Raw genomic sequence first — 16,084 nt, 5'->3', positions numbered from 1 at the left:
TGCTGAATGAAATCCTTCTGCTGTTTCAGTTCAGCTCACCTACAGTCTGAAAGCTGAATATACGGTTCAATTCCGAACTCCAACTGTCTAATGACGTCATTTTACTCCGTTCCCCTTTTTGTTTATACAAGGATAAATCAAAACCGCAATGTGAACAGCACGGGAAATTTTCGTCTTCAAGCTCATATGCTTCATCAAAATAAGATAACAATGATTGCCTTACACAACCGTCACGCTGAAGCAGAAAAGATACGCGGTGCATTTTTTCCCTCTTCAGCTCTATACGAGATGAAATTTCCTGCTCCATCAGTTCAATTGATGTTTTCCCCTGCATAAAGAGATGGATCATCATACGGGCCTGTGTCTCTCCGACACCATATTGCATGATTACGTCGCGCAGCCTTCTCTCATCCTGCTCATCTGTTTTTTCAAGCACGCGGATGACTTCTGCGATTTCTCCAGCTGTAACACTCTCCATTTGGATAATCTGCTCTTGCAATTCAAAATCACCTGGCGCCCGCAGCAAAATGCTGACACTTGGTTTTCCATCACGTCCAGCTCTGCCGATTTCCTGCATAAAAGCTTCGGCCGTCTGCGGGAGATGAAAATGAATCACATACCTGATATCAGGCTTATCGACACCCATTCCAAACGCATTCGTACAACATATCACATCAAGCTGGTTATGAATAAACTGCTGTTGTATTAAAATCCTATCGCCAGACTCCATACCACCATGGTAAAAGTCAGCTCTGCTGCTCGTCTTGCTTTTAATTTCGCCCGCTAATTCTTCGGCCCATTTCCGTGTCGGGCAATAAACAATTCCCGGCCCTTGCAGGTTTTCAACCAGCTGAATTACCCTATCTATTTTTTCGGCAGGATTTTCCGCATTTTCAATACGGAGTGCGATATTTGGCCGATTGACTGAGTTGAGATGCCGTTGAGCATGCTGCAGCTCCAGCAGGTTCGTGACATCTTGCAACGTATCCTTTGTCGCTGTAGCTGTCAATGCCAAAACAGGTGGGTGCCCAAGTTTTTTTCTCAGCTGTCCGAGCTTTGAATAGTCAGGCCTGAAGTCGTGCCCCCATTCAGAAATACAATGCGCCTCATCAATAACGAATAAGCTGATCGGGACACTTTTCAATTTTTCCAACACATATGGCGACTGCAAAGCCTCCGGGGACAAGTACAAAAATTTATATCGGTGAATATGCTCCAAAACCAATTGTCTTTCCTGCCTGCTAAGCATACTGTTCAAAGCAGCCGCACGCTTTTCACCCCGCGCTTTCAGCTGCTGAACTTGATCCTCCATTAAAGAAAGCAGCGGTGAAACGATTAACACCATGCCGTCAAGCATATAGCCAGGAAGCTGGTAGCAAAGCGATTTCCCTCCTCCGGTCGGAAGCATCGCAATGGTATCCTTCCCGCTAAGCACGCTTCTAATAATGTCCTCCTGCCCTTTTTTAAAGGAAGTAAAACCAAAAAACTGATATAACGTTTTCTGTAATTCAGTCATATTGCTGCACCTGCTTTGTCAATGCCAGTCTGATTTGAAAGTAGCTAAATTGCTGTTCAAGCCCGTCGCGAATTTGTTTGATTTTGTTCGTCTGCATCCGCTTGGAAAACTCTGTGATCTTGATCTGATCTTCCACTGTTACATAGTCATCAATCACAAACGCAGGCTCATGAAGAGAAATTTCAACAATATGGTCTTCGATCGTGGCTGTTTTCAGCTTTCTGATTTCAGCAATTCGCTGTATCGGGATCCCTTGTTTGACCATCTGCCATGTTTTCCTCGTTGACTCTGTCAAGGCATTCTCTAAATGCACATCAGAGAGAAGGTCTTTTAACAGAGAATGTTCACATGCCGGCAGAGAATAAATAAAGTAATGTACCGAAGCCCAAAACATAATATACACATACCATTCATCTTCTTTGAGCGCGTCAGCAAGCTGCCTGCTTGTATAACCAATCCTATGGTGCGAGGTTAAGGAATAGACAAAAATTTGCGCTGCCTTATCATCAAGCTTCTGCAAATGCGCTTCCAGCATGGCAAAAAGACTGTTTGCCATCTCTATATGATCCGTATGCCGAAACAGGAATCTCTTGACCCAGTGAAGTGTCTTGTAATCCTTGGTGACAGGGATATATTGCCTGCTCCCTTGCAGTTTATGGGATAAAACCTGCACAAGCAGAGATAGTCTTTTCCAAAGTACTCTAGCTGCCTGCTGGTAATAAGCGCCGTGGCAGTGTGCCGGCCAAGGCCGCTCAGTAAGAGTGCGGCTTAAAGCTGCTGTTCCGCTGGCTGTTGCTTTGTATGTATCTGTTTCAAACAATGATTCAAGGTAGGAATGCTGTTCAAGCTTAGTAAGTGACGCTGAAATATCTCTTCTCGAACATTGCGGCGCTATCCCAAAGTATTTCGCAGTCTGAAATAGGCCGGCATCTTGAATGGTTTGTGACGATCTTTTGCCCTTGAATAGGTGGAAAACAGCGCTTCCCGACCGTTCTCCGTTCATTTTATAAAGGCAATCGAGAACCATAATATCGAAATAATTTAATGACAACCTATTCACCCACATTCTTCCTGACAAAAATCGTTGATTTGCTCTTTTTATTTTAACAGATTTCTAACAGAAATCGACGTTTAAAGTCATCATTAAGGGGGATGTTATGTAGATGACCCCTTATGTGATAAGCATTCTCAATCATTTTTCTGTTGAAATGTGGCAGCAACATCATTACAATAAGTAAGGGAATAGGTGTTAAATTGATTAAATATAAAGATTGATCCATTTGTTCCACCAAGAACAATCTGGGAGGTTTTATTCATGGCAAAGTACACAATCGTAGACAAAGATACATGTATAGCATGCGGCGCTTGCGGAGCTGCTGCACCAGACATTTACGATTACGATGATGAAGGCATCGCGTTCGTAACGCTAGATGAAAACAAAGGCGTTGTCGAAGTTCCTGAGGTACTGGAAGAAGATATGATTGACGCATTTGAAGGATGCCCTACTGATTCCATCAAAGTGGCGGATGAGCCATTTGAAGGCGACGCGCTTAAATTCGAATAGAAGTAACAAAAAAAGCTCCCCTGCGGGAGCTTTTTTCATTAATGGATATGCGCGCTTCGCTGCTGTTCAATCCATGGCTTAAGCTTGATGAAAATAAGTGAGAATACAATTGTAATGATAATGCCTTTTATGATGTTAAACGGCAGGATACCTGCGACGACCGCTGTTTTCAGCGCGCTGTCAGATAATACCGGTGAATGCAAAAACCACGTGTATGCCGGAAGAATCAGAACATAATTTAAGATGCTCATCAAAATGGTCATCGCTGCAGTTCCCAGAAGAAGACTGACAGCCAAGCCCTTTGTTGAGTTCAGCTTTTTAAATAAGAAAGCAGTCGGTAATATAAAGAGTGTGCCTGCGATAAAGTTTGCAACTTGCCCTACAGGAACTCCAGCCATGCTCCCTTGAATGATATATTGAAGAACATTTTTGATTCCTTCTACAGCAATACCTGCCAAAGGTCCGTAAATCAGAATGGCAATAATAGCGGGCACGTCGCTAAAATCAATTTTTAAATAATCCGGAAGACCCGGAAACGGGAAATTCAACAGCATCAGAACAAATGCAATACTGCTCAGCATACTGATCACAACTAATTTTTTTACTTTCATTACACTCTCTCCTTTTCGATCATATCTTACTCGAAAACGGAAAGGTTCTTTTCCAGCCAATAAAAAAACCGCTTTATGTATAAAAGCGGGGTTTCGAAAATTAGGCTAGTCAAAGAAACGTTTGAAATGACAATTTCAAAACGCTTATGAACCTCTACCTTCTCCCATCCAGACTGTACTGTCGGCTCCGGAATTTCACCGAATCCTGCTGTAAAAACAGCTCGCGGGCTTAGAGCCATCGGCTCATCACCGCCGGTAGGGAATTTCACCCTGCCCCGAAGATTGATCATATGAATTTAATTTCATTATAAACGATAACCGGTTGGCTGTATAGAGAATTGCTTCAAATTATATATAATAGAAAAATGTTGATTTTTCAAGCCTTTCTTTTATCCTTTACTGCGTCAATATACATTGACACTCTATTAAGAATATGTTAAATTATCAGATATTTAGTTTGTCAATTTAGGAGGAAATCTAACGATGTTTCGAGTATTGGTCTCAGACAAAATGAGCAATGACGGTTTACAGCCACTTATTGATTCAGATTTTATTGAAATCGTTCAAAAAAACGTAACAGAAGCAGAGGAGGAATTACATACTTTTGATGCTCTTTTGGTGAGAAGCGCGACAAAAGTGACAGAAGACCTTTTCAAAAAAATGACTTCTTTAAAAATTGTCGGAAGAGCTGGTGTCGGTGTAGATAATATCGATATTGACGAAGCGACTAAACATGGGGTAATCGTGATTAACGCCCCAAATGGAAACACCATTTCGACAGCTGAGCATACATTTGCGATGATCTCTTCCTTAATGCGACACATTCCTCAAGCTAATATCTCAGTGAAATCCAAAGAGTGGAATCGTACAGCTTACGTCGGTTCAGAGCTTTATGGAAAAACGCTTGGAATTGTCGGATTAGGCCGAATCGGAAGCGAAATTGCACAGCGCGCGCGAGCATTTGGTATGACTGTTCACGTTTTTGATCCTTTCTTAACTGAAGAGAGAGCGAAAAAAATCGGGGTAAACAGCCGTACATTTGAAGAAGTGCTTGAAAACGCCGATATTATTACCGTTCATACACCTTTGACAAAAGAAACAAAAGGCTTATTAAATAAAGAAACGATCGCTAAAACGAAAAAAGGCGTTCGCTTAATTAACTGTGCGCGAGGCGGTATTATCGATGAAGCGGCGCTTCTCGAAGCATTGGAAAGCGGACATGTTGCCGGAGCGGCGCTGGACGTTTTTGAAGTTGAACCTCCAGTTGAGAATAAACTCGTTGATCATCCATTAGTGATTGCCACTCCTCATTTGGGAGCATCGACGAAAGAAGCTCAGCTGAATGTGGCGGCTCAAGTGTCAGAAGAAGTTTTGCAATTCGCAAAAGGCCTTCCTGTAATGTCAGCTATCAACCTGCCTGCCATGACAAAAGATGAATTTGCTAAGATTAAGCCTTACCATCAAATCGCAGGAAAAATCGGCAGCCTCGTATCCCAATGCATGAAAGAGCCTGTACAGGATGTTGCCATCCAATATGAAGGTACAATTGCCAAACTTGAAACATCGTTCATTACAAAAAGCCTTCTGTCAGGCTTTTTAAAACAGCGCGTCGACTCAACAGTTAACGAAGTCAATGCCGGCGGTGTCGCAAAAGAACGCGGCATCAGCTTCAGTGAAAAGATTTCCTCTTCTGAATCTGGATACGATAACTGCATAAGCGTAAAAGTGACAGGAGATCGCAGTACCTTTACTGTGACAGCTACGTATATCCCTAATTTCGGAGAGCGTATTGTCGAGATCAACGGATTTAATATCGATTTTTATCCGACAGGTCACCTTGTATATATTCAGCATCGAGATACAACAGGTGTCATCGGCAAAGTAGGACGTATTCTTGGAGATAATGATATTAACATTGCAACCATGCAGGTTGGCCGTAAAGAAAAAGGCGGGGAAGCCATCATGATGCTTTCATTTGACAGACATTTGGAAGAAAAAATTGTGAAAGAGCTAACAAACGTTTCTGACATTGTGTCTGTGAAGCTCATTGATCTTCCGTAATTTAAAAACTCAAGCTTTTGAAGCTTGAGTTTTTTATTGTTCTATTTTCGTATATTTTTGTGCAGAATCTCTAAAAAATTCCTCAGCTCAGAAACAGGGATTTGGCCAGGTGCCGAAGCTTCTTCTCCTGCCCCAAACGTGCAAGCTGATCCAAAAACCTCCCCGCTTAGCCTGCTGATCAGCCCTGTTTCTGCCATTGACATCGTAATAATTGGACGGTCTGCATATGTTGTTTTCATTGTGTACGTCGCATCAAGCAGTGTTAAAAGATCTCCCGTATCATTTGGCATGACAGCAATTTTCGGAATATGCGCGCCTAAATCCTGCATTTTTCGAAGTCTCGACAGAATCACCTCTTTCGCAGGTGTATTCTCAAAATCATGATTTGACATCACTACATAAACATGATGTTCTTCTGCCAGCGATACGAAAGCTTCCACGTTTGCATCTCCTGAAAATAATTCAATGTCAATAAGGTCAATTTCTTTTGTCCGAACTGCCGCTTCCAGTAAAGCAATATAGGAGCTTTCATCCATTTTCATGCTCCCGCCTTCTTTTTGAGTTCTAAATGTAAATAGAAACAAGATGTCCGCTAAAGCTTCCCGAAGCTTAGAAATCATCTTTGTGACGACTGCTTTGTCATTTGCTTTTTCAAATACATCGACTCGCCACTCTACAATGTCCGGATTCAGCAGTTTTACAGCTTCTGCTTCATTCAAAATTTGTTTTTCCGTTTTGCCCATTAGCGGAACGATGATTTTCGGCATTCCTTCACCAATAGAAACTCCTTTAATTGTTAACACGTTCACTCGTCTCAAATCCTTTCAATCGGTACCCTTTTTTTATTATACACGCCAAGGTTTTTTTTGAAAATTTCTATTATATAAAAAGTTGAAAAGAGCTGAAGTGAAGCAAACCCCTAAAGTGATTCGTTACGCTGCTTTTGAAGCATGATACAGATAATTTTTGATTCGATATTGAGTTGACGTTTTTTATTTTGTAATCCCTAGCTTATGTGGCGTATAACTGCTGTAATTTTGTAAAAATGCAGACAAAAGAAAAGCACCTCTACATCGAACATGCAGGGTGCACTTCAAAAGAATTCTTTTTAATTTAATGAAATTGGATTTGGAGCAGCTGGTACCGAAATGGCATCTGATACGTCATATTTGCCAATTTTTTTTGCTTTGGTTTCCGTAAAAGTCACATCTGTAAAGCCGAAGTCCTTCGCTGTTAAAAGAAGTCCTTCAAGCATTAAAATACCGGTAATCGAATCATCAACTTCTGCGTCTTTTGAGAAACGGATATATAAGTGATTCTGTTTCTCCGTTACAGATTGGACAGCACCCGTTTGAATAAGAGGTTCTGTATCCTCTTGGCTGCTTGATTCCATGTCCTTAATTGCTTCTTTTACAGTATTAAATGTTTTTTTTGACGGAACGAGAAAGTTTTGTCCTTGTTTATTTTGGTATAAGCAATAGGCTCTTTTTGACTGTTTAGGAATCGAAATTTCCGTAAAAGTGCCATATGAGCCAATAGGAACGCCACTCTCATTTTGATCTGATAAAAATGTTACTTTTTCGTATGGACTCCATTTTAAGGATTCTTTCAGCAATTTTTTCAACAGTGTATCATCTCTTACCGAAAAGGCCGTAATGAGCTGATGGACTCGTACACTTAATTCTTTCTGCTTTGGTTTTTCCTTGACCTCTACTTCATCTATGAAGGATGGAATCGTAATGGCATCATGATCAAGGATACCCAATTCACCACTTCTAGACAGCATATCCTGTATCGTTTGGTCTGCGTTTGTTTTTTTAATGCTGATGGGTATGATTGCGGATGTTTCGGCATCAGCTATCGCAACAGTAATGTAATGACTCTGTTCCTTTTCAGGAACAACAAATGAAGTCTGCTTCAGGGACGACGCAGCTTTCGGGCTGTCTGCTTTCTCCATTTTCGTTACAGCGTTCTCTTCGGACGCTTCTTTTTGTTGAGGCTGTGCCTGATTAAAGAAATGAGGAGTAATAATGAAGGCGATATAAATCGCAATTGCAGCAGCACACGCGGGGCCAATCCACCTAACTATGGGCTTTTTTTTGCTATTTGCCATCGTCAGCCGCTTGTAAATATCGTGAGGTGAACGATGGTCTTTAACTGCTGGAAGTTGGCTTAACAACTCCTTTACCTGTTCTTCGTTCCATTCTGACTTCATCATCCATTAGCTCCTCCCTCAAAAGCTCCATATGTTTCCGAAGTACTTTGAGCCCTCTGTGTTGGGTCGTTTTTACTTTGCTTTCCGAGAAGCGCAGCGTAGTGGCTGTTTCCTGAATTGAATATCCCTGAATAAACCGTAAGATAATCACAGCTCTTTGATCGATCGTACATTGATCAAGCGCAGCATAAATTTCACGGACATTTTCATGCTGAACCGCAAGTTCGTCCGGAAGCAGTTGCTGGTCTCTGACATCCTGTGTATCCCAATCAAATGTGCCGAGTATACGCTGTCTGATCGTCTGCTGTTTACGGAACCAGTCTATCGCAACATGACGTGCGATAGATAAAAGCCATGTTTTTTCACTGCTTCTTCCTTCAAACGTATGATAAGAATGTAGTACCCGAATATAAACCTCCTGAAGAAGATCTTCCGCCTGGCTTTTATCCTTTACCATATAAAATAAAAATTGGTACAAATCTTGATGATATGTATCATATAATAATTGAAAGGTTTCTTCCATTTGAAACCCCTCCGTTCACTTTTTTGTCGTATGAATAGCTTGAAAAGTTACATTACAACTATATTACGAGAAACTGGAATTTGGAAGGGAATTTATATTAACATATCCTTAAATTTTATTAATATGGTCTTTTTTAAAAAAACACCCGCTCTAATAGCGGGTGTTTCTTATGGAACAAGATTCTTCGGCAATTTCAGACTCGATGTCATGATTTTGTCGGAATATAAAATGTAAATGTTGTACCTTTATCCATTCGACTGTGCACCGTAATCGACCCGTTGTGGGCTTCCACAATATTTTTAACGATAGCCAGTCCAAGTCCGGTTCCTGCTCTGCCTCTTGTCCGCGCTTTATCTGCCTTATAGAACCGCTCAAAGATAAACGGTAGATCTTCTTCCGGTATACCGGATCCAGTGTCTTTAATATCAATTTTCAATGCATCCTTCACAGAATGGGCTGTAATGGAGACACTGCCGCCGGATGAAGTATGCCGCAGCGCGTTATCTATCAAATTGGTAAAGACCTGCTCCATTTTGTCCTCATCAAACATCAACTCTTCTTCTGTGAGAGAAATGTCTTGATGTAAAGCAATATTTTTTTCTCTCGCAACACCGGAAAACTTCCGGATGATTTTCTCTAAAAACTCATTCACATTAATTTTTTCATAATGCAAGCCTGTATGCCCTGATTCCATTCGCGCTAAATCAAGCAAATCATTGACCAAACGGCCCATTCGAAGTGATTCGTCATAAATGATTTGGGCAATTTCTTTCCGGTCTTCCTCGGAGCTTGCAATGTCATCGACAATTGCTTCACTGTATCCCTGAAGCATAGAAATCGGTGTTCTCAGCTCATGGCTGACATTTGCTATAAAATCCTCCCGCAGTTTATCCAAGCGGCGTTCTTCCGTCATGTCGCGCAGCACGGCAACCGCTCCCCTGACATGTGATTTCGCATAAAGCGGCGTCATTAAGAGCACCCATGATCTGCCTTGCAGCGTCATCTCGATCATTTGTTCTTTTTCAGTGCTGACAACGTTTTGGAACAGCTCTTTTGCTTCAGGCGGAAGGTTATCACCTTCTTTGATATTCATGTTCTGCTCATAATACCAAGCTTGGAGAAAACGTTCAGCCGGCGGATTTGTCACAAGAATTGCACCATCAATATTGATGGTAATAACCCCGTCAGCCATACTGCTCAAAATATTAGAAAGCTGCTCTTTTTCTTGATTGAGCGCATTAATATGAAAGTTAAGCTGCCGGCCCATTTGATTGAAGGCAGTTGCCAGTTCTCCGATTTCATCCTGGGTTAGAATCGGGATTTTTGTATCAAACTTGCCTTTCGCCAAATCCTGTGCGCCTTCTCTCATTTTTCGGAGCGGATACGTGACCCTGCTTGATAAAAAGAAAGCGAAAAACGTGGTCAGCACAGTCGCAATCCCCGCGGCCAGAAAAATATAACGGGTTGTATGTTTTGTTGTATCTTTAACAGCAAGCAAAGACTGAGATAAAAAGACCATGCCTTTCTTTCCGTCTTTTTCATACGGGACACCGACAATCAAACGTTCATTATCCGTGTCTGTATCGCTCAGCCCCGTTCGCTTACTTACTTTTTTATGGTTTTGGAGAGCATGATTTAAGTCTTTGTCGTGTTGTATTTGCTCAACCGTAATGGACGACAGACGATTTTTATCATTGGGAGAATACCAGTGCTTTTTCTCATCCTGAACGATTGCAATGCTTGTTAAGTTATCAGCGAGCTCCCAAGTGATTGATCTTGCCAGTGCCTGATCCTCGTGATTTTCTATGATGACAGCAACTTTATTTGCAAGCTGTGTTAAATCATTCTCAGCTTCTTCCACATGATAATTTTCAATAAATTCCAGCAAAAGAACCGTTAAAATGAATAATACGATCAAGACGAGCGAAAGGATTGTAAACCATAGCTTGCCAACTACGCTTTTCCAAAATTTCATTCAGCGCCTACCTCAAATTTATAGCCTACACCCCATACAGTGACAATTTTTTTCGCAGCTTCCGGCGATACCTTGTTCAGCTTCTCTCTCAGGCGTTTAACGTGAGTATCTACTGTTCGCAAATCTCCAAAAAACTCATATTGCCATACTTCTTTCAAAAGCTTTTCCCGGTCATACACTTTATCAGGTGTTTTCGCTAAGAAATATAGAAGCTCATACTCTTTTGGTGTTAAGCTTACTTCTGTTCCGTCTGCCGTTACGCGATGAGCGTCATGGTCAATAGACAGATGTGAGAACACAAGTACATTTTTCGTCGGTGTATTGGCATTGAAATAAGAGGTTTGGGATGCTCTTCTTAAAAGAGCTTTTACCCGCAGCACGACTTCTCTCGGGCTGAACGGTTTGACAATATAATCATCTGTTCCCGCTTCAAATCCCTGAACCCGGTTTGCTTCTTCTCCTTTTGCCGTCAGCATGATAATTGGCGTTGCTTTTTTTTCCCGTACTTGCCGGCACACTTCAATTCCGTCAGTTCCCGGCATCATCAGATCAAGCAAAATCAAGTCATAATTGGCTTCAAGTCCTTTGGCAATCGCTTCATCACCATTTTCCGCTTCGTCTATGACATAATTTTCACGTTCAAGATACATTCTTAAAAGGCGGCGAATTCTGGCTTCGTCATCAACTATTAATATTTTGGTTTCGTTCATTTGGTCCATCGTTTTCCCCCTGCTTTCCTTCTGTTACTTTCATTTTATCAAATCATGAGAAAGTTTGAGAACTGGTCTCTTTTTAAGGACTATGCATAAGAATGAAGTCCGGCAAGCACTAGATTTACAAATATTAAATTAAACATGATAATAGCAAAACCGATAACGGCCAGCCATGCTGACTTCTCACCGTGCCAGCCTCTTGACAGTCTTAAATGAAGATACGCGGCATAAAATAAAAACGTAATCAGCGCCCATACTTCCTTCGGGTCCCAGCCCCAAAATCTGGTCCAAGCGAGCTGAGCCCAAATCATTGCGAAGATCAGCGCGCCGAGCGTAAAGATCGGAAACCCGATTGATACCGCCCTGTATCCAACCTCATCCACCAGATCAAGATTGACGTTTTTCACTAGAGGATGTAATAGAGCGCTTATTCTTTTTCTGAAGATGAGACGAAGAGCCCCGTATAAAACAAGGCCAGCTCCAAACGACCAGATTACCGTATTTACCTTTCTGCCTGAGAAAATGGCGGGAAGCTCAGCAAGCGGCTTCATTTTCCCCTCGGTCAAAAGCTCTCCCTCATGCGGGCCGATAAGCGCGGGCATTTCGTACTTCATCACGATTTTTTTGTTATTTTTATCCACCCAGTTGAACTCCGCTTCATAGCCCGCGAGACGAAATGCTGAAGTAACCCCAATAAAGGCCACAGTTGTGACCAGGATAAACATAATCGCTTCTAGCCAGAACGTTTTTTTGCTTGGTTTTGTCTGGTCTACATGCTTTAACAGGAAGATGACACCTGCAACAAAGCTGATAGCAAGTATAGCTTGCCCAAGTGCGGCCGTTGTTACGTGAATATACAGCCAATTGCTCTGCAGCGACGGAATTAAGGGCGAGATGTCTCTCGGAAACATACTGGCATAAGCAATCAGCAATAAAGCGATTGACAGTGTAAATAAGCCCAATGATGGCAATCTATAAATAAAATATAGAATAATAAACGCCAAAACGAGCATCATGCCAAAGGCGGTGGTGAATTCAAACATATTGCTGACAGGCGCATGACCGCTTGCCGCCCACCTTAAGGCGAAATATCCCAGATGACAGAGAAAACCAACAATAGAAAGAGCGATCCCGATATTGGCCCACCGGTTTGGCTTGCTCTTTTGATCTTTATTTCCGCGTATGGCCCCGCCGAAAATCGGGACAGCGATTAAATACACAAGAAAGGCTGCATAAAGAAAATTTCCGCTCAGCTCTGCCATGACATCACTCCTTTTTCGCCTAATTCTGTGTTTTGGTTAATTCTTTTTGGTCCTCCGGTTCAGTCAGTCCGGAATCAGCCAATACAAAGGCTAGATCCTTTTTCAAGCCATACCAGTTTTTATTCGTATGCCCAGCCACCATGACTGCGCCATCCTGTGAGTGCAGCCAGATTCTTCGGTGCTGCCAATACATGCCTTGAATAACACCAATCATAAAAATGGCTCCGCCGACGGCAAGCACCCAGAGTGTCAAATCCTTTCTGACTGTAAGTCCGGTAATGTTTTTCGTTTCGACATGGTCAAATTTCAGCTTGTATTTATTGCTTCCGGAGCCTTCAATTGTTTCTTGGATGGCGACAAAGCTTTTTTCGCCCTTCGGTTTATCCGGCGTGATGATATTAAAGACAAAAGCCGGGTTGTTAGGGATTTTAGTTTTCGTGCTCGGCTCACCGTCCTGATTAAAATAGAAGTCTGGCAGATAGCTGGCGACTTCCACCTTGTAACCGTTACCAAGATCATAAACCGAATCTGGATCCAGAAGGTTGATCTTTAAACTCCCGAAGGATTTTTTAGTTTTTTTGTCTATTAACTGGAATACCATTTGATCAAGCTGATTCTCTTTATAATCTACCTGGTAAACAGAAAAAGAATTAAAACGCAGCGGCTGATTGACACGAATGTCCTCTTCTGTTACTTTTTTCAGCTTCGGCTTCTCACCATAAACAATTTTTCCTTCTCTTTTGTAGAGCACGGCATCCGTTTGAAAGTTCTTTGCCACTCTTCCGTCCCCGACTCTGTCAATGGCATCTGCGAATACCTTTTTTTCCGTTTTGCTGCTATAGGTTTCTACACTGAATTGATTGTTTTTAAGATAATATTTTCCATCTGTTCCCGGGATTGCTGCGGTTTCGCCTTCTCTGACCCAAAGCGTCTCATCGACGTACATGCCGGGCACAAATCTCAGCATCGCACCTATCAGAAAGATAATCAATCCAATGTGGTTGACATACGGGCCCCAGCGGGAAAAACGCCCTTTTTCAGCAAGAATGCTGCCCTCTTTTTCTCTGATTCTATAATGCTTTTTCGTTAAGAGAGCAGTAATCTTTTCTTTTGTTTCCCCGTGCAGCACAATATCCGTTTCACTGAACAAGCGCTGCCTTTTTAAAAAAGCAGGACTCCGTTGGACACCTTGGTTTTTCAATGCTCTATATAACGGAATGACTCGATCGAGACTGCAAATCACGAGTGAAATGCCGATCGAAGCAATGAGCAGCAAATACCACCAAGAGCCATATAAGTGATGAAACCCGAGCAAGTAATAAAGCTGGCCGAATGTGCCGTACTGCTCTTTGTAATAAATATCTGCCTGCGCACCAGGCGGCAAATAGGCTTCCTGGGGAAAAATAGTGCCGAACGCTGATGCAGCAAGGGTTATGATGATAAGCCATATTCCCACCTTAACCGAAGAAAAGAAATTCCAAACTTTGTCAATGATCGTCTTGTTATAGGTTTGTGAACGTCTTGCACTGCCGTCATATCTCATATCAGCAAGCGGAGGCTGAGTGTCCTGAAGAGCTCTTCCGCACGATTCACATAGAACGGTTCCGACCGGGTTTATATGTCCGCATTCGCATTTGACTTGCTTCATCCTGACGTCTCTCCGGGTTTTATCAGATTCATATAATCGTGTATCATACTTTCTGTCATAGGACCGGTCACCACCTTGACAACTTTTCCTTCCGGATTGATGAGAAAGGTTGTCGGAAGCGGAGATACGTCATAGGCATCAAGCACTTGGCGATCTGTATCCAGAACAACCGGGAAATTGACTCCGTAGGATTTCATAAAATTATGTACTGCTATCTTTGACTCCCCAACATTTACCGCGACAATTTCAACACCTTGATCTTTAAAATGCTTATATTGGTTCGCCATATAAGGAAATTCTTTTTTGCATGGTTCACACCATGTGCCCCAGAAATTCAAAAAAACACCTTTTCCGTTTAAGTCACTGAGCTCGATACGTTTCCCATTCGTACCTTCAAGGACAAAATTCGGTGCGTTGGATCCTTCAGATATACTCTCTTTGCCGGCAAATACTGCGTTGTAAATGGTATAGCCAAGTGCGCAGATTAAAACGAGAAGGATGCCGGTCCGAATGAATAAACGCCTTTTTTTCTTCATTGTCCGCTGCCCCCTTCCCCCAATTGCATATCCATTCAATTATATCATTGCCCAATCATTTCACATTTCTTACTTTTTGAAGGTTATGTGAAATTTAGAAAGCGTTTTTACCGTGCTCAGCCAGCGCTCTGAGTCTTTTGACTTCATGAGGCGTAAGCTCTCGGGCATCTCCTGTATGCAGGCCGCGCAAGTTTAAAAACGCGTATTCTTCACGCTTCAGCTTAATAACCTCATGGCCAATCGCTTCGAACATGCGGCGCACCTGTCTGTTGCGTCCTTCATGAATCGTCAGCTGTATAATGCTTGTTTGTTTTTTCTTATCCAAAGACAGCAGCTTCGCTTTAGCAGGCGCCGTTTTGCCTTCTTCAAGCCTGATTCCGCGTTCCAGTTTTCTAAGCACTTCTTTAGGCGGGATGCCTTTCACCTTTGCCACATATGTTTTGTCTATTTCATACTTAGGGTGCATCAGTTTATTGGCAAACTCGCCGTCATTGGTTAAAAGCAAAAGACCGCTCGTATCATAATCCAGACGTCCAATCGGGTAAATGCGCTGCGGGATTGCTTTAAAAAAGTCCGTTACGACTTTGCGGCCTTTGTCATCCTGGGCTGCAGAAATGACACCTCTTGGTTTATATAAAAGGAAGTAAACCGGCTCTTCGCGTTCCACCTTTAACCCATTTACCTCAATTTGATCAGAACCGGTCACCTTAACACCAAGCTCTGTTATTACTTTGCCGTTCACCTTTACTTTTCCTTCTTTAATCAGCTCTTCCGCCTTTCTGCGCGATGCAACTCCGGCGTGAGCAATTACTTTTTGCAGTCTTTCCATGTCTTTCACCTCATGTATTATCTTACTTTTTTCAACCTTAACAAACAAGCTTTTTCAAATTTCTATGCCAAATCCAAAAAAACGCCGTTTTCAGGCGTTCCCAAATAATAACGTAACGATGATGATAGATGCAACTACGCCGATTAAATCAGCAAGGAGCCCCACCTTTAAAGCATCCCCCATTTTTTTAATGCCCACCGCTCCAAAATACACAGTCAGTACGTAAAGCGTTGTATCTGTTGATCCTTGCATGACGGAAGCAAGCCTCCCGATAAAAGAGTCCGGCCCGTATACCGCTATTAAATCTGTCGTCATGCCAAGTGCTGCCGTACCGGAGATCGGACGAATCAACGCAAGCGGAACTACCTCAGCGGGGATGCCCATAGCGGAGAAAAACGGTTTCAAAAAATCCATTATAAAATCAAGCGCACCCGATGACCTAAAAACAGTGATGGCGACAAGCATTCCGACTAAATAAGGGATAATGGAAAAGGCAATTTCTATCCCTTCTTTTCCGCCTTCGACGAAGGATTCATATGTGGGGACCTTTTTCATTGTTCCATACAGAAGAATTCCGGCAATAATGATTGGAATCATGGCTAAAGAAAGCCAGTTGATGATTTCCATCCGC

The 16,084-nt window shown here is 42.3% G+C and carries 15 protein-coding genes and 1 riboswitch; of the genes, 2 read left to right on the top strand and 13 right to left on the bottom strand.

Annotated elements, in window-relative coordinates; genetic code table 11:
* Positions 1-25: 25 nt before the first annotated feature.
* Together AAGG74_RS03370 and AAGG74_RS03365 are read right to left on the bottom strand one after the other, a co-directional pair.
* Positions 26-1,516 (bottom strand): RecQ family ATP-dependent DNA helicase, encoded by a 1,491-nt coding sequence (locus tag AAGG74_RS03370; protein ID WP_162102581.1) that lies wholly within the window; start codon positions 1,514-1,516, stop codon positions 26-28.
* On the bottom strand, positions 1,509-2,567 hold the full coding sequence (locus AAGG74_RS03365; protein WP_429675232.1) for a YpbB family protein: 1,059 nt from the start codon (positions 2,565-2,567) through the stop codon (positions 1,509-1,511). The genes AAGG74_RS03370 and AAGG74_RS03365 overlap by 8 nt, the downstream gene beginning before the upstream one ends.
* Before the next feature lie 264 nt (positions 2,568-2,831).
* On the opposite strand from AAGG74_RS03365, the gene AAGG74_RS03360 reads away from it, so the two are divergent.
* Positions 2,832-3,080, top strand: coding sequence for a ferredoxin (locus AAGG74_RS03360; protein WP_039074341.1), 249 nt, complete (start codon positions 2,832-2,834; stop codon positions 3,078-3,080).
* Between the two features lie 38 nt (positions 3,081-3,118).
* On the opposite strand, the gene fmnP is transcribed toward AAGG74_RS03360, so the two are convergent.
* Positions 3,119-3,691: a riboflavin transporter FmnP gene (gene fmnP / locus AAGG74_RS03355; protein WP_162102580.1), complete on the bottom strand. Its 573-nt coding sequence runs from the start codon at positions 3,689-3,691 to the stop codon at positions 3,119-3,121.
* 152 nt (positions 3,692-3,843) lie between these two features.
* Positions 3,844-3,978, bottom strand: a riboswitch (FMN riboswitch).
* Positions 3,979-4,174: 196 nt separating this feature from the next.
* Between fmnP and serA the strand changes: the two genes are divergently transcribed.
* Entirely contained in the window at positions 4,175-5,752 is a 1,578-nt protein-coding gene (serA, locus tag AAGG74_RS03350; RefSeq protein ID WP_429674520.1) for a phosphoglycerate dehydrogenase, read from the top strand.
* Positions 5,753-5,793: 41 nt separating this feature from the next.
* Here serA and aroD read toward each other — a convergent pair whose 3' ends face one another.
* The 10 genes from aroD to spmB all read right to left on the bottom strand — a co-directional run bounded on the left by aroD (position 5,794) and on the right by spmB (position 16,080).
* Complete coding sequence (aroD, locus tag AAGG74_RS03345) at positions 5,794-6,561, bottom strand: type I 3-dehydroquinate dehydratase (RefSeq protein WP_429674519.1); 768 nt, start codon at positions 6,559-6,561, stop codon at positions 5,794-5,796.
* Positions 6,562-6,860: 299 nt separating this feature from the next.
* Positions 6,861-7,970: a sigma-X negative effector gene (locus tag AAGG74_RS03340; protein WP_429674517.1), complete on the bottom strand. Its 1,110-nt coding sequence runs from the start codon at positions 7,968-7,970 to the stop codon at positions 6,861-6,863.
* Complete coding sequence (sigX, locus tag AAGG74_RS03335) at positions 7,906-8,490, bottom strand: RNA polymerase sigma factor SigX (protein ID WP_162102576.1); 585 nt, start codon at positions 8,488-8,490, stop codon at positions 7,906-7,908. The genes AAGG74_RS03340 and sigX overlap by 65 nt, the downstream gene beginning before the upstream one ends.
* Before the next feature lie 205 nt (positions 8,491-8,695).
* On the bottom strand, positions 8,696-10,465 hold the full coding sequence (gene resE, locus AAGG74_RS03330; protein ID WP_162102575.1) for a sensor histidine kinase ResE: 1,770 nt from the start codon (positions 10,463-10,465) through the stop codon (positions 8,696-8,698).
* The gene (gene resD / locus AAGG74_RS03325; protein ID WP_162102574.1) at positions 10,462-11,184 is read right to left on the bottom strand and encodes a DNA-binding response regulator ResD; all 723 of its coding nucleotides are present in this window, start codon (positions 11,182-11,184) and stop codon (positions 10,462-10,464) included. Before resD ends, resE begins: the two co-directional genes overlap by 4 nt.
* Before the next feature lie 80 nt (positions 11,185-11,264).
* On the bottom strand, positions 11,265-12,440 hold the full coding sequence (gene ccsB / locus AAGG74_RS03320; RefSeq protein ID WP_162102573.1) for a c-type cytochrome biogenesis protein CcsB: 1,176 nt from the start codon (positions 12,438-12,440) through the stop codon (positions 11,265-11,267).
* Between the two features lie 19 nt (positions 12,441-12,459).
* Positions 12,460-14,088, bottom strand: a complete 1,629-nt coding sequence (gene resB, locus AAGG74_RS03315; RefSeq protein WP_429674516.1) for a cytochrome c biogenesis protein ResB — start codon at positions 14,086-14,088, stop codon at positions 12,460-12,462.
* The gene (resA, locus tag AAGG74_RS03310) at positions 14,085-14,624 is read right to left on the bottom strand and encodes a thiol-disulfide oxidoreductase ResA (RefSeq protein WP_429674515.1); all 540 of its coding nucleotides are present in this window, start codon (positions 14,622-14,624) and stop codon (positions 14,085-14,087) included. The genes resB and resA overlap by 4 nt, the downstream gene beginning before the upstream one ends.
* A 94-nt stretch (positions 14,625-14,718) precedes the next feature.
* A complete protein-coding gene (gene rluB / locus AAGG74_RS03305) occupies positions 14,719-15,453 on the bottom strand; it encodes a 23S rRNA pseudouridine(2605) synthase RluB (protein ID WP_162102570.1) in 735 nt (244 codons plus the stop codon).
* Between the two features lie 90 nt (positions 15,454-15,543).
* The gene (gene spmB, locus AAGG74_RS03300) at positions 15,544-16,080 is read right to left on the bottom strand and encodes a spore maturation protein SpmB (RefSeq protein ID WP_162102569.1); all 537 of its coding nucleotides are present in this window, start codon (positions 16,078-16,080) and stop codon (positions 15,544-15,546) included.
* Positions 16,081-16,084: the final 4 nt, after the last annotated feature.

Origin of the sequence: Bacillus mexicanus (genome assembly GCF_050445615.1) — a bacterium.
Taxonomy (GTDB): domain Bacteria; phylum Bacillota; class Bacilli; order Bacillales; family Bacillaceae; genus Bacillus; species Bacillus mexicanus.
The sequence above is the reverse complement of the archived record's forward strand: the minus strand, read 5'-3'. Positions and strand labels throughout refer to the sequence as shown.